22 protein-coding genes and 1 tRNA gene are annotated in these 20930 nt (G+C 44.2%); 12 read left to right on the forward strand and 11 right to left on the reverse strand.

The window, feature by feature from the left end:
* Positions 1-127: 127 nt before the first annotated feature.
* The 5 genes from N4A56_RS12265 to N4A56_RS12285 all read right to left on the reverse strand — a co-directional run bounded on the left by N4A56_RS12265 (position 128) and on the right by N4A56_RS12285 (position 5636).
* Positions 128-685, reverse strand: coding sequence for a BON domain-containing protein (locus N4A56_RS12265; protein ID WP_295547673.1), 558 nt, complete (start codon positions 683-685; stop codon positions 128-130).
* Between the two features lie 24 nt (positions 686-709).
* Complete coding sequence (locus tag N4A56_RS12270; RefSeq protein WP_295547675.1) at positions 710-1924, reverse strand: replication-associated recombination protein A; 1215 nt, start codon at positions 1922-1924, stop codon at positions 710-712.
* 13 nt (positions 1925-1937) lie between these two features.
* Positions 1938-2669, reverse strand: a complete 732-nt coding sequence (locus tag N4A56_RS12275; protein WP_295547677.1) for a 16S rRNA (uracil(1498)-N(3))-methyltransferase — start codon at positions 2667-2669, stop codon at positions 1938-1940.
* Between the two features lie 94 nt (positions 2670-2763).
* Positions 2764-3852, reverse strand: coding sequence for a glycine cleavage system aminomethyltransferase GcvT (gene gcvT / locus N4A56_RS12280; protein WP_295547679.1), 1089 nt, complete (start codon positions 3850-3852; stop codon positions 2764-2766).
* 50 nt (positions 3853-3902) lie between these two features.
* Positions 3903-5636 (reverse strand): hypothetical protein, encoded by a 1734-nt coding sequence (locus N4A56_RS12285; protein ID WP_293669638.1) that lies wholly within the window; start codon positions 5634-5636, stop codon positions 3903-3905.
* A gap of 326 nt (positions 5637-5962) precedes the next feature.
* Between N4A56_RS12285 and N4A56_RS12290 the strand changes: the two genes are divergently transcribed.
* Genes N4A56_RS12290 through N4A56_RS12300 form a run of 3 tightly spaced genes read left to right on the forward strand, consistent with a single transcriptional unit; the run spans position 5963 to position 8859 of the window.
* Positions 5963-7018: a GAF domain-containing protein gene (locus N4A56_RS12290; protein WP_293669637.1), complete on the forward strand. Its 1056-nt coding sequence runs from the start codon at positions 5963-5965 to the stop codon at positions 7016-7018.
* Positions 7019-8041 (forward strand): rod shape-determining protein, encoded by a 1023-nt coding sequence (locus tag N4A56_RS12295; RefSeq protein WP_293669636.1) that lies wholly within the window; start codon positions 7019-7021, stop codon positions 8039-8041.
* 44 nt (positions 8042-8085) lie between these two features.
* Positions 8086-8859 carry an inositol monophosphatase family protein gene (locus N4A56_RS12300; protein ID WP_295547683.1) on the forward strand — a complete coding sequence of 258 codons (774 nt, stop codon included), beginning with the start codon at positions 8086-8088 and terminating at the stop codon, positions 8857-8859.
* 18 nt (positions 8860-8877) lie between these two features.
* On the opposite strand, the gene N4A56_RS12305 is transcribed toward N4A56_RS12300, so the two are convergent.
* Entirely contained in the window at positions 8878-9429 is a 552-nt protein-coding gene (locus N4A56_RS12305) for an NUDIX domain-containing protein (protein ID WP_295547686.1), read from the reverse strand.
* Here N4A56_RS12305 and rimI point away from each other — a divergent pair.
* The 4 genes from rimI (at position 9419) to N4A56_RS12325 (ending at position 11169) form a co-directional block, all read left to right on the forward strand.
* Positions 9419-9922: a ribosomal protein S18-alanine N-acetyltransferase gene (rimI, locus tag N4A56_RS12310; RefSeq protein ID WP_293669632.1), complete on the forward strand. Its 504-nt coding sequence runs from the start codon at positions 9419-9421 to the stop codon at positions 9920-9922. The genes N4A56_RS12305 and rimI overlap by 11 nt on opposite strands.
* 17 nt (positions 9923-9939) lie before the next feature.
* The gene (gene tpiA, locus N4A56_RS12315) at positions 9940-10689 is read left to right on the forward strand and encodes a triose-phosphate isomerase (RefSeq protein ID WP_295547689.1); all 750 of its coding nucleotides are present in this window, start codon (positions 9940-9942) and stop codon (positions 10687-10689) included.
* Positions 10690-10729: 40 nt separating this feature from the next.
* Positions 10730-11032 carry a preprotein translocase subunit SecG gene (secG, locus tag N4A56_RS12320; protein ID WP_293669629.1) on the forward strand — a complete coding sequence of 101 codons (303 nt, stop codon included), beginning with the start codon at positions 10730-10732 and terminating at the stop codon, positions 11030-11032.
* A gap of 51 nt (positions 11033-11083) precedes the next feature.
* Positions 11084-11169: transfer RNA gene (locus tag N4A56_RS12325), tRNA-Leu, on the forward strand.
* 124 nt (positions 11170-11293) lie between these two features.
* On the opposite strand, the gene N4A56_RS12330 is transcribed toward N4A56_RS12325, so the two are convergent.
* Positions 11294-12598: a phenylacetate--CoA ligase gene (locus tag N4A56_RS12330; protein ID WP_293669628.1), complete on the reverse strand. Its 1305-nt coding sequence runs from the start codon at positions 12596-12598 to the stop codon at positions 11294-11296.
* 437 nt (positions 12599-13035) lie between these two features.
* Here N4A56_RS12330 and rsfS point away from each other — a divergent pair, with 437 nt between their 5' ends.
* Genes rsfS through N4A56_RS12345 form a run of 3 tightly spaced genes read left to right on the forward strand, consistent with a single transcriptional unit; the run spans position 13036 to position 15208 of the window.
* The gene (gene rsfS, locus N4A56_RS12335) at positions 13036-13419 is read left to right on the forward strand and encodes a ribosome silencing factor (protein WP_293669627.1); all 384 of its coding nucleotides are present in this window, start codon (positions 13036-13038) and stop codon (positions 13417-13419) included.
* Between the two features lie 11 nt (positions 13420-13430).
* A complete protein-coding gene (gpmI, locus tag N4A56_RS12340) occupies positions 13431-14963 on the forward strand; it encodes a 2,3-bisphosphoglycerate-independent phosphoglycerate mutase (protein ID WP_293669625.1) in 1533 nt (510 codons plus the stop codon).
* A gap of 2 nt (positions 14964-14965) precedes the next feature.
* Positions 14966-15208 carry a hypothetical protein gene (locus N4A56_RS12345; RefSeq protein ID WP_295547694.1) on the forward strand — a complete coding sequence of 81 codons (243 nt, stop codon included), beginning with the start codon at positions 14966-14968 and terminating at the stop codon, positions 15206-15208.
* A 75-nt stretch (positions 15209-15283) separates the two neighbouring features.
* On the opposite strand, the gene N4A56_RS12350 is transcribed toward N4A56_RS12345, so the two are convergent.
* Positions 15284-15709: a hypothetical protein gene (locus N4A56_RS12350; protein WP_295547696.1), complete on the reverse strand. Its 426-nt coding sequence runs from the start codon at positions 15707-15709 to the stop codon at positions 15284-15286.
* Positions 15710-16216: 507 nt separating this feature from the next.
* On the opposite strand from N4A56_RS12350, the gene N4A56_RS12355 reads away from it, so the two are divergent.
* Together N4A56_RS12355 and N4A56_RS12360 are read left to right on the forward strand one after the other, a co-directional pair.
* The gene (locus N4A56_RS12355) at positions 16217-17701 is read left to right on the forward strand and encodes a sodium-dependent transporter (RefSeq protein WP_295547697.1); all 1485 of its coding nucleotides are present in this window, start codon (positions 16217-16219) and stop codon (positions 17699-17701) included.
* 22 nt (positions 17702-17723) lie between these two features.
* Positions 17724-17825, forward strand: coding sequence for a MetS family NSS transporter small subunit (locus N4A56_RS12360; protein WP_293669619.1), 102 nt, complete (start codon positions 17724-17726; stop codon positions 17823-17825).
* Positions 17826-18069: 244 nt separating this feature from the next.
* Here the strand turns inward: N4A56_RS12360 and rho are convergent, their stop codons facing one another.
* From rho to pth, 3 genes are all read right to left on the reverse strand, one after another.
* Positions 18070-19494: a transcription termination factor Rho gene (gene rho / locus N4A56_RS12365; protein WP_293669617.1), complete on the reverse strand. Its 1425-nt coding sequence runs from the start codon at positions 19492-19494 to the stop codon at positions 18070-18072.
* A 215-nt stretch (positions 19495-19709) separates the two neighbouring features.
* Entirely contained in the window at positions 19710-20219 is a 510-nt protein-coding gene (locus tag N4A56_RS12370) for a CarD family transcriptional regulator (RefSeq protein ID WP_293669616.1), read from the reverse strand.
* A gap of 96 nt (positions 20220-20315) precedes the next feature.
* The gene (gene pth, locus N4A56_RS12375) at positions 20316-20921 is read right to left on the reverse strand and encodes an aminoacyl-tRNA hydrolase (protein WP_293669615.1); all 606 of its coding nucleotides are present in this window, start codon (positions 20919-20921) and stop codon (positions 20316-20318) included.
* Positions 20922-20930: the final 9 nt, after the last annotated feature.

Genomic DNA, 20930 nt, shown 5'->3' on the forward strand with positions numbered 1-20930 from the left:
ACATATATAATACAGAACGTCCTCACCTGAGCTTACAGATGAAGACGCCTGGATACGTACATCAAAAATGGCTGCAAGACATTCGTCCTACAGCCATCTAGATAACCTTATTACCCGTCAACTTATTCTAGGACGGGACATGCACTTGGATATATGAAGTGACGGAGCGAACCTTCGGGACGGCTCGTGCGTGTTCGAGAATTTTTTGCTTTTCTTTGTTTGAAGTGACAATGCCAGTGAGAACGATATTGCATTGTACAACATCAATAGAGACGTTCGTAGACCAAACATCTTTATCAGCGATCAGATCTTTGCTGAGTTGGGCGCTCATGGCTAAATTGTCCGTTGTGCCACAGAAGTCTTGATCGTTTTTAAGAAGCAAATACGGAACAACACTGGTTACGCCTTCGACATTTCGTGCGATGGAAGTGACGACATTTCGCTGTGCGAGAGAGTCAACCTCTCCAATTACGTACACTTTTCTGTTGTATGTGTTTACTGAAATGTCGAGAGCGTTGACTTCGTCGCTTCTAACTAATTTTTTAATGACTGTTGCAGTAATGACAGTATCTGAATACTGCTCGCCTATGTTGCGTTCATCTACAGCAGCGTTGTACACTGCACACCCTGAAAGAGTATAGCAAAGTGCAATAATTGCTGTGACGCAGAGTAGCTTCTTTAGCATGTGTGTCTCCTGATGCTAAGGGAATTAACGGAAGCTTTTTTGGGCACGAGCAAGCCATGCAGTCAGGCGGGGTTCAACTCCTTGTTCACGCTGTTGGTAAAATCTGCGACCTACAAGGTCGTCAGGAAGGTACTGCTGGGGAACGTACCCTTCTGGATAGTTGTGAGGATAAAGGTACCCCTTACCGTATCCCCATTCCTTTTGAAGTTTAGTAGATGGATTGCGTAAGTGCAGTGGCACGGGTTTGCGCCCGTTTGCTCGTATCTCTTTTGCAGCTGCCAAGTATGCTGCATAGGTCGAATTGCTCTTAGGTGCAAGCGACAAATAGATGACTGTTTCAGCCATCGGAATGAAGCCTTCCGGCATCCCAACAAACTCAACTGCTTGTTGACAGGCGACCGCCATTGGCAATGCATTCGGATCTGCAAGTCCTACGTCTTCAGAAGCAGAAAGGATGAGTCGGCGACACACAAACCGAGGATCCTCTCCGCCTTCCAGCAGGCTGGCAAGGTAATAAAGCGCAGCATCAACATCACTACCGCGGATAGACTTAATCATGGCAGAAGCAAGCTCGTAGTGACTGTCTCCATTTTTGTCATGACGTGCTATCACATCCGGCAAGGCGGCTTTTAGTTGATCCGGCTCCCGCGCTTCTGGTGGAAGCTGTGTAATATATTCGACAAGGTTAAGCATTGTGCGGGCATCGCCATGTGCAATGCCTGCAACCATCTCATATACTGTTTCATCTAATTCAACACCGCATGCTTCAGCCCCTTTTTTTGCCAGTGACTGAAGTGAAATGTTTGATAGCGGCTTGAGCTTTAGCGTATGCAATCTTGATAACAGCTGTCGTGTAACGCTGAAAGATGGGTTTTCCGTTGTTGTGGCAATAAGTGTTATTTCGCCTGATTCCAAAATCGGGAGAAAAAAATCTTGTTGTGCTTTTGAGAAGCGGTGAAGCTCGTCCAAAACAAGTACTTCAACACCTTTAAGAGATTTTCGAAGTTGGGTTAGACCTGCTTCTGGTGCACTGACACGCAACCATTTTAAGCCGGTATGTTGAGCCAGCAACAATGCAAGAGTTGACTTGCCGCACCCCGGAGGACCGAACAGCAATAAACTAGGAAGTCTGCTTGCTTTGGTTAACGCAGTAATACGTGCTGAAAGGTGCTCTTGTCCTGAAAAGTCGTCAAAGGAACTAGGACGAATTTTGTCTGCAAGAGGTTGTTTAGCCTCCATAGACATCTCCTTGCTAACGTGCAGCATTGTTTACTTCACCTTTCCACCAAGCGAGACCGAGACAGAGCAGGGCAGCTGTCTCCCATCGCAAAATTCTTTTTCCGAGGCTTACTGGTTGAGCGCCTTGTTCCCTAAAATATGAAGCTTCTGAGTCTGAAAAACCACCTTCGGGTCCAATGATGAACAAAGTTTTTCCGGAAAGTTCGAGCTGTTCAGAAGAGAGGACGTCAGAGGGTGACTGTCCTTCCCATAACATGAAAATGTTATCGAACTCATCGGCACACTTCATGAGACCTTTGGCACCATCAGGAAATGTAGCAAGTTCTGGAATCCACGGGTTTCCGCATTGTTTTGCGCCAGCAAGCATTTGCCCTTCCCAGCCTTCTTTTACTTCAGCCGGAACTTTTGATTGGGAGCGGTCTGCTTGCCAGAACCAAAGTCCGCCAGCGCCAAATTCGACTGCTTTTTCAAAAATCCATCCTCTGCGGACAGATTTTCCCCAACCTATTGCAACATAGTGTTGGGCGTCCGGCTTAGGGTGCTGTGTAACTTCCTGCTGCTCAAGGGAAACTGCCTGCTTTGTCATTTCTGTAATGGCAAAAATACCTTCGCGACCTTTTCCGTCTAGCAAACGGACGGTGTCGCCGACGCGCATTCGCAACACTTTAATAGCGTGCTTTGCTTCTTGACCTTCGAGCAAGCAATTGGTGTCCCATTTATCTGTTTCAAGAAAAAATGTTTTCATGAATTATCTATCTCATTATTGATGTAATACGTAAGGCAATAAAAAAGGGGGAAGCAGCGTGGCTTCCCCCTTAATTTATTCAGTTGGATGCAGCTTAGTCAACAAGCTTCATGCGTGCTGTACCACCTTTATAGAATGGAAGCTCAGCCTTAGTAGCTTCCAGAGATGTACGTGTACCTTTAACAAGGAATTTTTCGTTTTCTGCTGCTTCATTTGTAACATATGCCAGCGCAACGGAATGTCCGACACTTGGGCAGTAAGAACCACTGGTTACTCTGCCAACCTCAGTGCCATCTTCCAATGTGACAACGTCATCATGACGTGCAGAACGACGACCCGGAATGGATAGGGCGATAAGCAATTCGGTGCCTTCGCGATCTTTGCCTTTGCCGATGTAATCAGCTTCGGAGCGAAGCATCCACGCCATACCGGCAGCAGAAGGGGAGTGCTTTGTATCTAAATCTTGACCATACAGTGGAAGTCCCACTTCGAGGCGCAGTGTATCGCGTGCCCCGAGTCCTGCCGGTTCAACTTCTTCTTGAGCATTCAATGCTTCCCAGAGTGCAAGAGCGTTTTCGGAAGGGAGGTAGAATTCGTAACCGAGTTCGCCAGTGTAACCTGTACGGCTAATAATGAGCGGTTGCCCTTTAAAATCAACAGTACGGAAGTTGAAGTATTTTAAGTCACGCAGGGAGCTATCAAATACTTTTTCCAGCACTTCGTATGCCTTAGGGCCTTGGAGGTCTATTTTGGCGGTTTGTTCAGACATATCTTCCAAAGTAAGATGCTCAGGAAGGTGCTTTTTAATCCAGTTAAAATCGCTTTCGATGCATGCCGCGTTAACAACAAGCATGTACTCATCTTCTTCAAGGCAGTAGACGATAAGGTCGTCACGGATTCCGCCTTCTTCATTAAGCAAAAAGCCGTATCCACATTTGCCGGGAACTAGTTTTTCCAGATTATGTGTGACGATTTTTGAAAGAGCTTCACGCGCTCCATCACCAACAAGACCAAATTCTCCCATATGGCAAATATCATAGATAGATGCCTGCTCACGGCAATGGGTATGCTCTGCGATAATACCGGTGTACTGGATTGGCATTTCCCATCCGGCAAAAGGTGCCATTTTGGCACCAGCAGCTTTATGCCAAGCTGTAAGCGGGGTTTGTAAAAGTTCAGACACAGCATGTCCTCCCTGACTGGTTAAAATGTTGTTGGTTGTGGTTGTGACTATTATGGGCGGAAACCCATAATAGATTTTTTTCGAGATTTGCGGATTGCTTTGATATCGTCAAGTAAAGAGACAATTTTACCGTATTCTTTTTTTATCCCAAGTCCGTATTCGGACAGCTCGTCATCTTTTTTCATGATGTACTTACGGCAGAGATAACGGTCATTTAAAATTAACTCTGTGGTGTTGACCATGGAAGCAACCAGCTCTTCGAAATATATGGCTATGTCGAATTTTAATTCTTGAAGAATTTTGACAACCTGCTGAACCATCTCCGCATACGGGATTTTTTCGCCCTTGATTTTGCGTTTTTTCAGCCGTTCAAGAATCATGACTTTTCGAGCTTGCTGTATGTAGTTGTAGCGTAGCTGTACCTCTTGGTAGAGGTCTTTGTATTTGTCAAAAGCTTCTTCGTTGTCAGGATCAAGCAAGTACCCATCAAGGACTTTGATGACATTTGCATAGAATTCATCAGAATAGCTTATGATGCGACGCTGGTGCTTGGTGAGCCATGAATACAAAAATTTAAGGCGCTTTTCTTCGGTGTCTGTGTTTTCGACAAGTTCACTGCGCTTGTATGTGATGTGTCCAATGTATTCGCCGCGGACAATATCGTTGAGGCGCAGGATCATATTGGTGGTGTCTTTGATGATATTAAGATCATCAATAGATCGCCCTGTAATCGGGTGAATGACCTCTTGCTTTGCAACGGAAAGTGCACGTTCTTGTCGGACGTTGTCAGGGTTAAATTTGTGTTGTGTGTATGTGACACGCAAAATAACAACATGACGTTTTCTGTCGACAAAAAATCCGCCTTCTTCGAGTTGTCTGATGACTTCAGATTGATCCTCATCAACTTGAACAAGCGCTATTTTTTCTACAGTAGGGTAGTTTCTCTTTTTCGTTGCGGAGGATATCGTCGTGATAACTCTGTCTGTTTGTCCAAGCACCCGAACCATGAATTTTTCGCCAGCTTTGTGCAGGCGGCGTGAGAACAGCGCGCTGGAAGTTCTTCGTTCTGAGCAAATAGTAAAGCCGTAAAGCTCCATCAGATACTGGTATACAAATAGTCTGTTATGTTCGTATTTCTGGTGATTCCCGACTTCAAATTTTTTGGCTCGCAACCCGAAGCGTTTGATTTCTGGGTCAAGGTCGGAAGGAAAAGAGCCGTAAACACCCGCAAGGTGGTAGTACCCTGAAGAGTCCAAAGCCAGAACATGAGCCCTGTCCATCTCTAGTATATAAGGAAGAAGCTGCGGGTAGTAATCGAGGACAGATGTATCAACCTTACCGAATTCATGCTTGAAGCTGTCATGCATTTTTCGGGGAATACGATTTTGAATGGTTTCTACATTCTGGGCAATTGTGCAATTTTCTAACGGGCAGGCGTAGCCGTCTGCTTTGAATGTAACATCCATTAACGAATGGAGGATATCGAACTGGAAAATTTCAGAGAAATATTGGAGCTCTCGTTCAAATGCGACCAAAGAAAATCCGGGAAGATCTTTGTATTCAAAAAAGTCACTCTCAAAAGAGGGGAGTAGTTCTCCGCGTTCAACAAGCGGATAATCGTCGTTTTCAAAAAAAGGACGCAAAAGACATTGCGTAATCTGTACTGCATCAAGAAATTCTTTTAACTCAGGAAGAGTTTTGATGCTAATAGGTTCGCTGAATGAAAAAGTGTCTTTCCATGGTAACCCGCATTTGCGGAAGGCATCTTTCCAGTGTTTTGGCATCGGCAGTTGGGCTTGCTGTTGTTAAAAAAAGTAAATCAACTGTTTCGACAATGGTTCAAGTTGGTTGATCGTTATTACATACTATTTTTTTTTCTAAAAAAACTCTAGCATTTCGTAGAAAAAAACCTGTGCTCTCATTACTTGGCGTGGTGGTAAAAAAATGATAATGAATTTCGAGGGCTTTATCATTAGATTGAGCTGTATGGGCTGGCTGCTAAATTGCTGGCTGTTTATATTCTATACACAGAAAACGTTATAGAATGTTGCGACGTATTTTTTACATTTAGTTGCGTCGCAAACCACAATTTTTGACTGGGTTATATTGGATGAATACAACCGCTTGTTATGAAAGAATTTTAGGCATTATTTGTAGTGTCTTTGATGCATACTCCGCTGTACTGATTATGCCAGATCGCACCGGTAATTACTTCTCTATTGCCAGCAGCTTTAGTCTTGGTGATATGGTAAATACAGACGAGACTTTTTCTGCTGGAACAGGAAAAGGGCTGGTTGGGTGGATCATTAGCAATGGAGAACCCATGCTGGTCAATGATTTTGATACCAGACAGTACAACCTTGGCTACTACTCGCAAAACGAAGAGACTAAAATTAAAGCCTTTATGGGTGTGCCGTTGAAAAATGGCGCAGGTGTGTTGTGTTTGGACAGCAAGCGCCAATATTCATTTTCAAGTAAGGATCAAAAGATCCTGCAATTGTTTGGTGAACTTGTTTACGAATTTCACACTCGTTCATTTGTTGTGGAAGAGCAAGTTACCTTATCGCAACAGTATCACTGCTTACAGGTTATATATTCTTTACGTAAGCATCTTAAAAAGTGGGATTCTTTTTTATCCAAGTTTCTGATTCTTCTTTCAGATACATCCGGTTTTGAATATTGCAGCCTTGCGACAAGGGATGAGGCTGGAAACAACTATCATATTGAGGGAGAAAACTACCAGCTGCCGCAAAACGATGCGGATAATATTCCATACGGTAGCGGACTGGTAGGTTGGGTGTTTAAAAATAGCACGCCTTTTTTTGTTGAAGGCGGTAAAGCTGCAAGCCAGACTTCTCCATTGTACGGAAAGAGAAAGGGTGTGCCGCATTTTGTTAGCGTTATTTGTATTCCGCTTGAAATCGGTGGTATGACTCGTGGTGTTTTAACACTTGCGAGTGAGACTTCTAAAGTTATTCCTGACGAGTTGAAGAGCTTCTGTCAGATGGCTTCGGAGCATCTTTCCTTATTTTTGGAGAATTTGTATTTACGAAGCAAGTTGTATGAGGCGCACAGACAGGTTGATGATCTGCAACGTGCGGCAGCATACGAACATGAAAATGAATCAAGCTTTTCATTTTCATCTAAGTCCCAAAAGAGGGAATAAATGCTAGGAAAACTTTTGAGCATGTTCGGAAAAGATCTGGCTATGGATCTTGGAACTGCTAATACGCTTCTGTACACACGAAAAGACGGAGTCGTACTTAATGAGCCGTCTGTTGTTGCTATTGATGTAGAACGCAACAGTGTACTTGCTGTCGGGGGTGAAGCGAAAGAATTTCTTGGTAGAACTCCTCAACGTATCCGTGCAATTCGTCCAATGAAGGACGGGGTGATTGCGGATTTTGAGGTTACCAAGCAAATGATTGCGTATTTTATTAAAAAGGTAATTACTGGATTTAGTCTGGTAAAACCCAGTATTGTTATTTGTGTGCCAACAGGTATTACTCAAGTTGAAAAGCGTGCGGTAATCGAATCTGCCCAGCAGGCAGGTGCACGGGATGTTAAATTAGTTGAAGAGCCTATGGCGGCTGCTATTGGCGCTTCCCGTCCTATTTATGAGCCTGTTGGAACAATGGTTGTAGACATTGGTGGTGGCACAACAGAGGTTGCCATTATCTCATTGTCTGCAATTGCCTATGCTGAATCTGTTCGAGTTGCAGGGGACGCGCTTGATGCTGCCATTCAAAGATATTTTCAAGATGAGTTCCAGCTTCTCATAGGAGAAAATCAGGCAGAGAAGGTCAAAATGACAATCGGCTCTGCTTTCCCTTTACCTGAACCATTAGTGATGACTGTTCCGGGAAAGGATATTGTTTCAGGCACTCCAGCATCTGTAGAAGTTAATGACACTGAGATTCGGATGGCGCTTAGTGAGTCTGTAAAGTCAATTGTGTACGCAGTACGCAAAGCGCTGGAAAAAACTCCTCCTGAGCTGGCAGGCGATATTGCAGAATCCGGCTTGCTGCTGGCAGGTGGTGGTGCGCTTCTTCAAGGCTTCAGAGACCTTATCGCGCAGGAAACAGGACTGAATGTTGTGGTTGATGAAGATCCGTTGACTACGGTTGTCCGAGGTGCTGGTAGAACGCTGGAAGATCGGGCTGTATTTTCAGATGTCTACATAAACTAACTTACTAAGGCGGTCATAGACCGCCTTTTATCGTGGAAATTGCAATGGATTTACAAGAGTTGTTACCGCAAGTTCGTGCTGCTGTTATCGAATCTGGTGATCTTATCAAGGATGCGTGGGATAAACCGCGTAACGTTCGCTATAAAGGACGTATTGACCTTGTAACGGAAACAGATGTTGCAGTAGAGCATGACCTGAAAGATCGTCTTGCAAAGATTCTTCCTGAAGCCAGCTTTTTGGCTGAAGAAAGTGCTGCTGATGCGCCGTTGAATGATTTGACGTGGGTGATAGACCCGATTGACGGTACAACAAACTTTATGCATCAAGTTCCACTTGTTTGTACTTCCGTTGGGTTATGGCGTAATGGTCGCATCGTGATGGGTATTATTAATGCACCGATTATGAATGAGTGCTTCTATGCCATTTCAGGAGGCGGAGCATGGTGTAATGATAAGCAAATTTTTGTTACACGCACCGACCAGCTAGAACAGTCACTTATTGCTACTGGTTTTCCTTACACAATAACGGAAGATGCTGATGAAATTACAGACCGTCTGCGCCGCGTGTTGAAGGCATCTCAGGGAGTGCGACGTTTGGGTGCTGCGGCGCTTGATCTTGCATACCTTGCTGCTGGTCGGTTTGACGCTTTTTATGAAAAAGGGCTGAAGCCGTGGGATACCGCAGCTGGTTGGCTACTTGTGAACGAGGCGGGCGGCAAGGTCTCTGAATATGATGCTTCTGTAGATTTTTCTTTGTATTCAAAGTCTCTTTTGGCAAGCAATACGCTTTTACATGCTCAAATGTCAGCACTTATGTAAAAGAATGGTCGTGACTTGCTACGTACCAAAAATGATATTGCAACGCACTGCCCATTCGAGAACAGGTGTGAGTGTATCTGGAAAATGATCGTAGAGTGATTGAAGCTCTTCTGCATCAACAAAAAGACCGTCTTGCACTTCATCGGGATTTGGTGAGAGAGGGCGGTTGCCAATATCGGCAGAATAGAGTGATATCCAGAGAGTTGCATCCTCTATTTGCTCTTCTTGAGATTTTTGGTAGTGCAGCGCAACTGCTGACAGGTTGAGTTCCTTTTGCAGGACGCGTTCTGCGGCTGCTTCAAGTGCCTCATTGACCCCAACGTGTGTAGCGGCTGAAATATCCCATTTCCCCGGTGCTAACGCCTTGCTATTCGAGCGTCTTTGCAAGAATACTTTTCCTTGTTTATTGTAAATGAGTACAAATACAGATTTCATCGCAAGGCGTTGGCTATGCGCTGTGGCAGAGGGCATAACCAACAGTGGTTTGCCTGAGCTGTCTACTACTTCAATATGACTTCCGCGAGATGAATTGTCGTCTTCGGAATAATGTGGATACGTAATGTCTGACATATTTACTACAATAGGACCGCTAGAAGCTGACGGATATATATTTTTCCGTTTAGAAAAAAAAGATAGCGCAGAAGTGGCGGCTTTGGAAAAAAAGTGTTTTTCTACGCCATGGACAGAAAAAGAGTTTAGCTTGGCATTCGATCAGAAGATTTTTGAAGTCTTTGGATTAAAAAAAAATGACAAGCTGGTAGCCTACATAGCCATGTACCATACCGCGGATGAGTTGGAAATCTTAAACATAGCTACCGACCCAGAACACAGAAGAAATGGTGCAGGAAAACGGTTACTTGCTCTTATGCTTTGCATTGGGCAAAAATTAGGTATACAACAGGCATTTCTAGAAGTCCGCAGAACCAATTTTCCTGCCATCAGTCTTTATGAACAGATGTGCTTTTCTCAAATTGGGGTGCGAAAAAAATATTATAAAGATACTGGTGAAGACGCGTTGGTATATCAATGTACACTGGCGGATCTCTCCGGTAGTCATTGCTAAGTAAGGAGCAAAGACCCATGAAAAAGCTTATGGCTGCAAACTGGAAAATGTTTAAAACTGCTCAGGAAGCCAAAGATACTTCTGCTGAACTTGTTAAGCTTGTAGGCGACCTCTCTGACGATAGAGAAGTTGTTATATTCCCTCCTTTTACTGCGCTGCATGCTGCTGGCGAAGTTTTTTCTAAAAGCGAAGGCTACTCTTTTGGTGGACAGAATGTTTGTGCAGCTCTTGAAGGCGCTTTTACCGGCGAAATCTCTCCAGTGATGCTTAAAGATGCTGGTTGTACTTGGGTACTTACCGGTCATTCCGAACGTCGTGCTCTTTTTGGTGAAACAAGTGAGCAGGTTGGCGAAAAAACCACTTTTGCACTTAATAATGATCTGAATGTTTGCCTCTGCATCGGTGAGACTCTTGAAGAGCGTGAAGCAGGCAAACTGGAAGCTGTAATTGCAGAACAGCTTGAAAAAGGTCTTGCAACTATTCCAGATGTTCCAGCAGAGCGCCTTGCTATTGCATACGAGCCAGTATGGGCTATTGGTACCGGTAAAGTTGCTGGTCCAGAAGAGATTTTAGAAGCACATGCGATTGTTCGTGCTAAACTTCTTGATATTTTGAAAGAAAAAGCTAATACTACCCGCGTTCTTTATGGCGGAAGTGTAAAGCCTGAAAACGCTACTCAAATCATTTCACTTGACAATGTTGATGGTGTATTGGTAGGAGGCGCTTCCTTGAAGGCTGAAAGCTTCAGCAAAATTGTTACTGCTTAACAACCGATTCGGATTGATATAGCTCTTAGGAGGACGTTTCGTGGAAACCTTGATTCTGACCCTGCACGTTGTGGTCTGTCTTGCACTTATTTTGCTTGTTCTTTTACAGGCTGGTAAAGAAGGCATGGGTGTTATCTTTGGCGGCGGCAACCAGTCTGCTTTTGGCGGCGCTGGTGCAGGCGGTCTTCTTGTGAAAGTTACTGCAACTCTTGCAGCTATTTTCTTCATCACTTCTTTGAGCTACAACTACATTGCTGGTGATCATGTGTCTAAAGAATCTAGCATTATGGACATTCAGATCGAACAGAAAGCTCAGCCTAGCCCTGACCAGACAGAAAAATAAATAATAAAGCGCGGTAACGCGCTCCTCAGTAACGTATACGTTACATTATGTGCCCAGGTGGTGGAATTGGTAGACACGCTATCTTGAGGGGGTAGTGGGCCACGCCCGTGGGAGTTCGAGTCTCCCCCTGGGCACCATGAATAGTAAGGGATCATAGAAATTATTTCTGTGATCCCTTTTTTGTATGAGTTGTCTCAACTAGCAGTTGGTTTAAGGCATGAAAAAAAGCCCGCTAGGCGGGCTTCTTTTTGTTGGAATTTTCTATTCTTTGTCGCGCAAGTCAAAAACTCGTTTAGCTTTGCCTTGTGAGCGTTCGATTGACCGTGGTTCAACAAGACGAACCTTGCTGGAAACCCCGAGGAATTCTTTGATTGTTTTTTGAATACGCATTTCAATCCGCTGAAGATTTTTAATAGCGTCAGAGAAGAGCGATTCGTCGATTTCAACTTGAACTTCCACGGTGTCAAGATTGCCGTCGCGCTTAACAATAATCTGGTAGTGAGGGGATGCACCTTCGGTTTCCAGAATGATGGATTCAATCTGGGAAGGGAACACGTTAACGCCACGGATGATGAGCATATCATCACTTCGTCCGGTAATGCGGTTCATACGCACGTGAGTTCGTCCACATTTACACGGGGTGTAGTTAAGAGAAGTGATGTCACGCGTTCTGTAGCGAATGAGCGGGATGCCTTCTTTCGTCAGCGTTGTGATAACAAGTTCGCCCGTTTCGCCTTCAGGGAGCTGTTCTCCTGTCACCGGATCAATGATTTCAGGAAGGAAATGATCTTCGAAAATGTGCATGCCATCTTTGGCAACGGCACATTCTATGGATACACCAGGTCCCATAATTTCTGAGAGACCGTAAATGTTCACAGCATCAATTCCCATTTTGTCCTGCAAATCCTTGCGCATTTCCTCTGTCCAAGGTTCTGCACCGAAAATGCCGACGCGAAGTGGAAGATCGCGCATATCGACACCAGCCTGTTTGGCTGCTTCATGCAACACAAGCCCGTAAGACGGGGTGCTGCATATTACAGTTGCTCCAAAATCTTCCATAAGTGATACTTGTCGTTTGGTACCACCGCCGGAAATTGGGATAACAGTAGCGCCAAGGCGTTCTGCACCGTAATGGACGCCAAGCCCGCCTGTGAACAGACCGTAGCCGTATGAGTTGTGAATAAAGTCACTTCGGGTTGCACCTGCTGCCATAAATGAGCGTGCCATTAGCTCTGCCCAGTTATTTACATCGCGCTGAGTGTACCCCACGACAGTTGCTTTACCTGTGGTTCCGCTGGAGGCATGGAGGCGGACAATATTCTCTTTTGGAACAGCAAAAAGTCCAAATGGGTAGTTGTCACGTAAATCCTGCTTCTCAGTAAACGGGAGCTTGGACAAATCGTTGAGGCTTTTGATATCGGCAGGAGTAATTCCTGCCTTAATAAACTGTTCGCGATAGTGAGGAACATTAGCGTATACTCGTTCACAGAGATTCTGTAATCGACGTAACTGAATTGCTTCTAACTCTTCGCGAGGCAGTGTTTCTTGCTCAACATTAAAAATCATACATGACTCCTGATACAATAAGAATAAAATAACTACACGCTTCAGGACACGTAGTTACGGAACGTGCCGTAGTTTTTTTGTTTCCTGAATTTTTTGGACTAGCCAGAATGCTGACTATATATATGTGTAAACATGACAGATGCACCAAAATTGGGAGTCGGGTCAAGTCTGTTTCGCAAAAATGTTATTTTTAATCTAAATTCTCTGAATCTAGTTAATTGCCTACAGACCATAAATAACGTAGGTAGGTGCAGGATTTTATGTTTGGTAAATTTGGATAGTTGTTTCTGCTGACTTTACCACAAGAAAGCGTATATTTTTTGTGTAGCTGCACAGGCGCTGCATGAAGATTTAAATTATAAGTATTGCTGTGCTCTGCTTGCTGACCTGTTCTCACCCGCATCAGCAACTGTAGCCTTTAACGAGTGGATTAAAAAATGATTGGAAAAATTGAAAAAAAATACAGCACTGTTTCTTCTCAGGAAAAGGTCGCTAAGATTATTGAATGGCTTGAAGCCAAGAAGGCTACAAATGTAGTTGTGCTTGACCTTGAAGGTGTTAACTCTTTTACTGATGCAGTTGTTATTGCAACAGCAAAATCTGTGCGTCAGGCTAAAGCGTTAGCAGATGAGGTCTCCATGCGTGCTAAAGGCGAAAACTACGAACATATGCGCGTAGAGGGCAAAGAGAACGCACAGTGGGTTCTCGTTGATCTGAACGATGTTATTGTTAACATTTTCCAGGAAGACGTACGCGATTCTTTCAATCTGGAAAGCCTTTGGGCAGACGCTAAAGTTTTATATAAATCAGAAGCTGAATAGGAATATACACCATGACACCAACCCTTTTGCTGATTCTTGATGGCTGGGGCATTGCACCAGCTGGCGAAGGAAACGCAATTTCTCTTGCAAATACACCAAATCTTGACCGCTTAGTTGCCGATTACCCTACGTCCCGCCTCGCATGTTCTGGTCGTGCAGTTGGACTTCCAGAAGGGTTTATGGGGAACTCTGAAGTTGGGCACATGAACATCGGTGCTGGGCGAGTAGTGTACCAAGATATGACGCTTATTGATGTTGCACTTGAAGAAAACAAATTTCAGAAAAATCTTGTTCTGAATGATGTAATGACATCTGCAAAAGCAAAGGGTGGCACTGTTCACTTGATGGGGCTTGTTTCTGATGGTGGCGTTCATAGTCATATCCGGCACCTGATCGCATTGATTGAAATGGCAAAAGCTGTTGCTGTTGATGTGTGTGTGCACGTATTCCTCGATGGTCGTGACACTTCTCCTACAAGTGGATTGGATTTTGTAAAACAGCTTCAAAGTGCAATTGAGCGTATCGGCGCAGGACGCATTGCCTCTATTTCTGGTCGCTACTATGCGATGGATCGAGATAAGCGCTGGGATCGCAACCAGCTGGCATGGGATTGTTTTGTACACGGTAAAGGTAATGTTGCTACCGATCCATTGAAGGTTATTCAGGAATCTTACGACAACGATATTACTGATGAATTTTTTGTGCCGACATCTATTATTGAAGAAGGCGGCGAGCCTACTTCGATTAAAGATGGTGATTCTGTGTTCATGTTTAACTTTAGAGCAGACCGCATGCGTCAAATTGCGCAGGCAATGTGTTCTGAAGATTTTGCTGAATTTAATCGCGGCGAGTTTCCAAAACTGTCTGCGCTTGCATCCATGACTTCCTATGAAAAATCTTTCGGTCTGCCAGTAGCTTTTGCGAAAGATGATTGTCCGGATCCGTTAGGTGAGATTGTTGCGAAGCAGGGTGTAAAGCAGTTGCGTATTGCGGAAACAGAAAAGTATGCTCACGTAACATATTTCTTTAACTGCGGACGTGAAGAGCCTTTTGAGAATGAAGACCGCGAGCTTATCAGCTCTCCACGTGATGTTGCTACATATGACTTGAAGCCGCAGATGAGTGTTGAAGAAGTAACTGACAAGCTTGTCACTGCTATCAATTCAAAAGAGTACTCAATGATTGTGTGTAACTTTGCTAACCTCGATATGGTTGGACACACAGGTATTATTGATGCTGCAATTAAGGCATGTGAAGCTGTAGATACGTGTGTTGGCAAGGTGCTTGATGCTGTTCGCATGAGTGGTGGCAGGGCGCTTGTTACTGCCGACCATGGTAACGCAGAAGAACTGCGTAACGCTGAAGGCAAAACTCACACAGCGCATACTACAAACCCAGTTCCTCTTGTTGTGTTTGATGAAAACAAGGCTTGGGAGCTTCGTGAAGAAGGCATCTTGGGTGACATTGCTCCAACAATTCTCGATATGTGGGATATTGAACAGCCTGCTGCCATGAATGGAAAAAGCCTTATTAGTAAGGACTAAGCATGAGTAATTCACAGAAGCCGATTGCTCCGGTTAAGCCAGTGGGAATGGAAGTAATTTTCTTTTACCCATGTCCTCATTGTGGGCGTAAGGTACCGCTTATAGGTGCTGTACGACCATCAATTGAGCGTTGTGATGCGTGCGAGAAGCTTTTCCCGATCGTGCCAGTTGATAGCCGTACTCTTCAATACCTTAAAATTTCATTGGCTGACGGTGGGGCTGCAATTGACCCTGACTTTATGTAACCAGCCTTTGCAATAAATAAAAAAAGCGGAGCCTATTTTTAGGCTCCGCTTTTTTTATTAGTATACTCTGGAAAACTACTTTTTGGCGCTGTTGTATGCGTCAGCAATTCTGTCTTTAATGTATGCGCGCATTTCGGCGTCGTCTTCGTCGAGGTTGAAGCAGCATGCGTCTTCTCCCATTAGCCCGCCCGGAACCCAGTCGCCAACTTCATCGGCATCGTTAATCATGTCTGCGTAGAAGCAAACAGAAAGCCAACGGTCAGCTGGGTCGTCATCAATGATGTCTACAAGAACAAAAAGATCACGCTCAGTTTGGTTGCTGTGCTTAGCACGCAAAGAATAGCTTACACCAGGTCTGCCCTTAAAGGAGAGACTGATTCCTTCAAAAGAAAGCAGTAAGTCTTTGTATTCAGTAAAAGCTGCCTTGGTGTTGGCTTCAGATTCAGTCCAGTCTGCAAGAAGGGCATCAAGCTCTTCACGATGAGAATTATCAGTAAACATACATCTCTCCTGAATAGAGTGTCGTGAAAGTAATACTAAAAGCACTGAAAGTTCTCACGAGAGGGGCAACCTGTCAATACTGAGCACCTACTCAAAACATAAACTTATACCCTGTAATGTGAGTGAATTAAGCAATGCTTTTCGGTATATAAAATCTACATTTTAGTTAAACGTCAGAATAGGTATACCAACTTTTTTATTATACCTGAAAATATTGATATAAATGAAAAAACAATATGTTAATGAGCAAATATTCAATTTTGGCAAATTCGGTTGAACAATTCTGTAAGAAAAGTGTAGACATTTTTGTGATCTGGACGTACTTCGGACGTAACGAATGGGAAGGTGAACAACGAGAACAGGTTGCATTTTTACAAATTTGAGATTTAGCATCCCGACGATTCCATTAAAATATCGTCTGTTGCTTCTGTATTCTTCAAATTGTAATGTTAAATCTGCTGAAAGTTGCAGTCGCCGATATGAGTCAAAATTAGTCGAGGTGTTGTTATGGAAAATCGTGAACAGTGGGGGTCCCGTGCGGGATTCATTCTTGCTGCTGTAGGTTCTGCTATTGGTTTGGGTAACATTTGGCGTTTTCCGTACATGGCGTACGAAAACGGTGGTGGCGCATTTTTTATTCCGTACATTTTTGCGCTGCTGACCGCAGGTATTCCATTTATGATTATGGAATTTGGTCTTGGACATAAATATAAAGGTTCAGCACCAAAGGTTCTCGCTGCGGTTAACGCAAAATATGAATGGCTCGGATGGGTGCAGATTGTCATCGCCGCAATTATTGCAGTGTACTACGCAGCCGTAATCGGTTGGACTATCAACTACCTTGGATTCGCTTTTGACGGCGCTTGGGGTGCTGATACTAAAGGATTTTTCTTTGGTGAGTACCTTGGACTTACCTCTTCTCCAACAGAGCTTGGTGGAATTCGCTGGCCTATTTTTGGCGCTTGTGCCTTAACATGGGGCTTAACATGGCTTGCTTGTAACTCCGGTATTCGCGGTGGTATTGAGCGTGCTTGTAAGGTGTTGATTCCACTTCTTTTTGCGCTTGTGCTGGTATTTATTGGCCGTGTTATTACACTTCCAGGTGCAACTGTTGGACTTGATTTTCTTTTCACTCCAGATTTTTCTAAGCTTACAGACTTTAGTGTTTGGGCGGCTGCATATGGTCAGATCTTCTTCTCTTTGTCTATCGGCTTTGGAATCATGATCGCCTACTCAAGCTACCTGCCTAAAAATGCAGATATTTGTAACAACGCAGCAATGACTGTATTTATTAACTGTGGCTTCTCCATGCTTGCAGGTATCATGATATTCTCTGTACTTGGCAGCATGGCACATTCCACAGGACAGGCTGTTTCTGATGTTGCTGGTGCGGGTGTAGGGCTTGCTTTTATCACTATTCCAGCTGCAATCAACACAATGCCAGCACCGTTGTTCTTTGGTACTATCTTCTTCCTGTGTCTTACAATGGCTGGTGTTAGCTCACATATCTCTATTGTAGAAGCTGTTACTTCGGCTGTTATTGATAAGCTCGGCGCATCTCGTCAGAAAGTTGTAACCGCACTTTGCATCATTGGTTTTTCTTTGACTGCTGTGTTTACAACAGGCGCAGGCTTGTTGATTCTCGACATCGTTGACCACTTTATTAATAACATCTGCTTACTCTTTGCAGCGCTCGTAGAAATTGTGCTCCTGAGTTGGGTTATCGGACTCGATGAAGTTCGCAACGATGTTAACGTACATTCAGACTTTTCTGTTGGTAAGCTGTGGGCATTCAGTCTTCGTATCATCACAGTTCTTGTTCTTGGCTACTCATTACTTTCCAGCCTTTACAACAAGATCACTGTTCCTTACGGCGGCTACCCAATGTCCGACCTCGTGATGTTTGGTTGGTCTATTCTGCCTCTCGCAATTGCGGTTGCAGTATTCCTTCAAAAACGTGAGTCTCACAAACAGTTTCAGCATTATTCTTAATAGAGCGTAAGGAGAATATATTATGACTACTTCAGCAATTATCATGATGGCAATTGGATTGGGCGTAACTTGGGGCGGCGCAGCATGCTGTATCTCCCTTGCAATTCGCAAGCGTGAAATCTAGTTCTCAGTTTGTAATATACGTTGAAAAGACGCTGTCTATGAAAGATGGCGTCTTTTTTTATGTGCAATAACTGAAAATTAGTGAGGTAATAGGCATTGACATAAGGTGAACTTAAAAGGTTTTTCTGGGAACTGGGAACTGGGAACTGGGAACTGGGAACTGGGAACTGGGAACTGGGAACTGATGATTGGGCACAAAAAAACCTCGCAGAGCGAGGTTTTTTATAAGTAGTGTAAACTGGTTCTTATTTATTCATAGAAATGAAGAACTCGTTATTACTTTTGGTTTTGCGCATTTTGTCGAGCAAGAAGTCCATGCTATCAATAGTAGACATAGGAGCAAGAATTTTGCGCAGAATCCAAATTTTATTAAGCATTTCTGTACCCAAGAGTAAATCTTCTTTACGAGTACCAGTGCGATTGATGTCAATTGCAGGGAAGACACGTTTTTCAGCAAGGTGGCGATCAAGATAGATATCAAGGTTGCCAGTGCCTTTAAATTCTTCGAAAATAACCTCGTCCATGCGGGAGCCAGTATCAATGAGAGCAGTAGCTATAATGGTTAAGCTGCCGCCTTCTTCAAGGTTACGAGCTGCACCAAAGAAACGCTTAGGGCGCTGCAATGCATTAGCATCAAGACCACCAGAAAGAACTCGACCTGAGGATGGGGTAACCGCGTTGTATGCACGTCCAAGGCGTGTGATGGAATCGAGCAGGATAACAACATCTTTACCACGTTCTACAAGACGCTTAGCTTTTTCTTGTACCATTTCAGCCACTTGAACATGTCGCTGTGGTGGTTCATCGAAAGTAGAACTGATTACTTCTGCATTCTTTACAGTGCGCTCCATATCAGTCACTTCTTCAGGGCGTTCATCAATAAGTAAAATGATGAGACAGACATCGGGGTTATTAGCGTTAATAGAGTTTGCTAATGACTGAAGAAGGATAGTTTTACCTGTACGTGGAGGCGCAACGATCAGACCGCGTTGTCCACAGCCGATAGGAGCCATAAGGTCAATGACTCTGCCGGAGAGATTTTCTTTTCCATTTTCCATTACGAGCTGACGCTCTGGATAAATAGGAGTGAGGTTGTCAAAGAGGACAAGATTGCGGGATTTTTCAGGAGGCTCAAAACCAATTTCGTTCACTCTGAGTAGAGCAAAGTAACGTTCGCCTTCTTTAGGCGGCCTGATTTGACCTGAAACTACGTCACCTTTTCGCAGACCAAAGCGTCTAATTTGAGAAGGGGAAACGTAAATGTCATCCGGCCCAGGCATGTAACTATACATTGGTGAGCGTAAGAAACCAAAACCATCAGGAAGAATTTCGAGAACGCCCTCGCCAAAAATGGCTCCATTCTGTGCTGCACATTTTTGAAGCAAAGCAAAAATAAGCTCTTGCTTACGCATGTTGCTTGGGTTTTCAATTTCGTACTCTTTTGCAAGTTCCATCAGCGCTGCTGCGGGCTTACGTTTGAGTTCCGAAAGATTGAGACCTTCGCTTGGGTCAGCATTTGGATCTGGAGTAAATTGAGGAGCTTGAGATCTTCTTGTTTTTTCACCACGAGGAGCAGCAGGACTTCTGCGTTTTCGAGTTGTAGACCGTGTGGATGTTGTCCGACGTGGTCTTTCCTGCTTCGCTTCTTCGACGTCTTTTTTAGTTGCCATATAGACTCAAAGGAATGGTTTAATTTGAATAGAACATGTACGTGCGTACATAGAGAAGCTATGATACATAGCCGATGACATAGTTAGGAAATGTTTAATACGCCCCCCGAGGAAGGACAATGATTTGAGCAATGCCAAAGAGGGGGACTGAAGAAAAAGTGTAACGTATAGTTAAGAAAATAGCGTATCAGAAAAAAAATGACAAGAACGAGTGACTATTTTTTTTCTTGTGCAGCAATTACATCTGCAAACATTTCTTCGATTTGTTCTTGAACAGCTTCCTGAGTAGTGTCGGTTGCATGGGCAATCTCAAGAGTGATAAGTCCCATTGCCTGTTCCAGAAGACGACGTTCGCCGAATGACAACTCTTTATCTTTTCCGATGAGGAGCAGTTCTTTGAGAACGTATGCAACGTCTTCGAGAGCACCACTTTTAAGCTTGTCGGAATATTCGCGGTAGCGACGGTTCCAGTTTTGCCCTGTGTAGCCGGTAAATCCTGAGCGGTCGTCAAGAGATTTGAGCAGTTCCAGTCCCTCTTCATGGGTACACAAAGGACGTAACACGTTGCTAGCGGTCATTACTGGTACCATGAGGGTCACGTTGTTGCTCAGTATACGGATGAAGTAGAATTCAGCCTCGGTACCGCCTACAGTCTGAGTCTCGATTCTTTCTACTTTGCCTACACCCTGAGCTGGGTATACTACTAATTGATCCTGAGCGAACACAGCGATTCTCCTTGCAATATCTGCGTTACATCGTGAAACGCGAATCACACTCTAACGCAATACGCATTAAGAGTCTATGGTTATCTAATCGAAGAATTAGGGAAGCTTAAAGGCGTTAGTTATTTTGACTGCTTCGTCAAAACCTGATGAAACAAACGCTTCAATACCTTTTCTTGCACCCTCAAGAACCATTTCGACATTCTCTGTTTCTGCTTTAGTAAAACGGTTGAGAACGTAGTTTGAAACAGAACCATGTTCGGGCTTGCCGATTCCAAGTCGCATGCGGTTGAAGTTACGGCTACCAAGATGTTGTTCTATTGAGCGTAATCCGTTGTGACCAGCATGGCCGCCACCGATTTTGAATTTCATCCGACCAAGTGGCAGGTCGAGTTCGTCATGCAGTACAACAACCTGTTCGGGGGAAATGTCGAAGTATTTACAGGCATGACCGACGGCTTCGCCAGAAAGGTTCATGTAGGTCATTGGCTTAATGACAAGCCAAAAATCGCGGGATGTGCCGATTCTGCATTTCCATGCATCATATTTTTTCTTTCCAATGGAAAGGGGAGAGCATGCATCGGGCGTAAAACGCTGTGCATCTTCCAGCAGGTGGTCTGCAACCATGAAGCCGAGGTTATGGCGGGTATTAGTGTATTCTTTACCCGGATTTCCCAAGCCGACGATTACTCCGGAAATATTCATAGCTATCCT

This window comes from Halodesulfovibrio sp. (genome assembly GCF_025210605.1).
GTDB lineage: Bacteria > Desulfobacterota > Desulfovibrionia > Desulfovibrionales > Desulfovibrionaceae > Halodesulfovibrio.

What these genes read in the sequence shown, in the direction of transcription:
- N4A56_RS12355 (WP_295547697.1), top strand. Translation starts at nt 16,217, where the DNA reads ATGGAAAATCGTGAACAGTGGGGGTCCCGTGCGGGATTCATTCTTGCT.
- tpiA (WP_295547689.1), top strand. Translation starts at nt 9,940, where the DNA reads ATGAAAAAGCTTATGGCTGCAAACTGGAAAATGTTTAAAACTGCTCAG.
- rsfS (WP_293669627.1), top strand. Translation starts at nt 13,036, where the DNA reads ATGATTGGAAAAATTGAAAAAAAATACAGCACTGTTTCTTCTCAGGAA.
- N4A56_RS12300 (WP_295547683.1), top strand. Translation starts at nt 8,086, where the DNA reads ATGGATTTACAAGAGTTGTTACCGCAAGTTCGTGCTGCTGTTATCGAA.
- N4A56_RS12330 (WP_293669628.1), bottom strand. Translation starts at nt 12,598, where the DNA reads ATGATTTTTAATGTTGAGCAAGAAACACTGCCTCGCGAAGAGTTAGAA.
- N4A56_RS12275 (WP_295547677.1), bottom strand. Translation starts at nt 2,669, where the DNA reads ATGAAAACATTTTTTCTTGAAACAGATAAATGGGACACCAATTGCTTG.
- N4A56_RS12360 (WP_293669619.1), top strand. Translation starts at nt 17,724, where the DNA reads ATGACTACTTCAGCAATTATCATGATGGCAATTGGATTGGGCGTAACT.
- N4A56_RS12345 (WP_295547694.1), top strand. Translation starts at nt 14,966, where the DNA reads ATGAGTAATTCACAGAAGCCGATTGCTCCGGTTAAGCCAGTGGGAATG.
- rimI (WP_293669632.1), top strand. Translation starts at nt 9,419, where the DNA reads ATGTCTGACATATTTACTACAATAGGACCGCTAGAAGCTGACGGATAT.
- N4A56_RS12265 (WP_295547673.1), bottom strand. Translation starts at nt 685, where the DNA reads ATGCTAAAGAAGCTACTCTGCGTCACAGCAATTATTGCACTTTGCTAT.
- N4A56_RS12295 (WP_293669636.1), top strand. Translation starts at nt 7,019, where the DNA reads ATGCTAGGAAAACTTTTGAGCATGTTCGGAAAAGATCTGGCTATGGAT.
- pth (WP_293669615.1), bottom strand. Translation starts at nt 20,921, where the DNA reads ATGAATATTTCCGGAGTAATCGTCGGCTTGGGAAATCCGGGTAAAGAA.
- N4A56_RS12290 (WP_293669637.1), top strand. Translation starts at nt 5,963, where the DNA reads ATGAATACAACCGCTTGTTATGAAAGAATTTTAGGCATTATTTGTAGT.
- N4A56_RS12285 (WP_293669638.1), bottom strand. Translation starts at nt 5,636, where the DNA reads ATGCCAAAACACTGGAAAGATGCCTTCCGCAAATGCGGGTTACCATGG.
- N4A56_RS12350 (WP_295547696.1), bottom strand. Translation starts at nt 15,709, where the DNA reads ATGTTTACTGATAATTCTCATCGTGAAGAGCTTGATGCCCTTCTTGCA.
- N4A56_RS12270 (WP_295547675.1), bottom strand. Translation starts at nt 1,924, where the DNA reads ATGGAGGCTAAACAACCTCTTGCAGACAAAATTCGTCCTAGTTCCTTT.
- gpmI (WP_293669625.1), top strand. Translation starts at nt 13,431, where the DNA reads ATGACACCAACCCTTTTGCTGATTCTTGATGGCTGGGGCATTGCACCA.
- rho (WP_293669617.1), bottom strand. Translation starts at nt 19,494, where the DNA reads ATGGCAACTAAAAAAGACGTCGAAGAAGCGAAGCAGGAAAGACCACGT.
- N4A56_RS12305 (WP_295547686.1), bottom strand. Translation starts at nt 9,429, where the DNA reads ATGTCAGACATTACGTATCCACATTATTCCGAAGACGACAATTCATCT.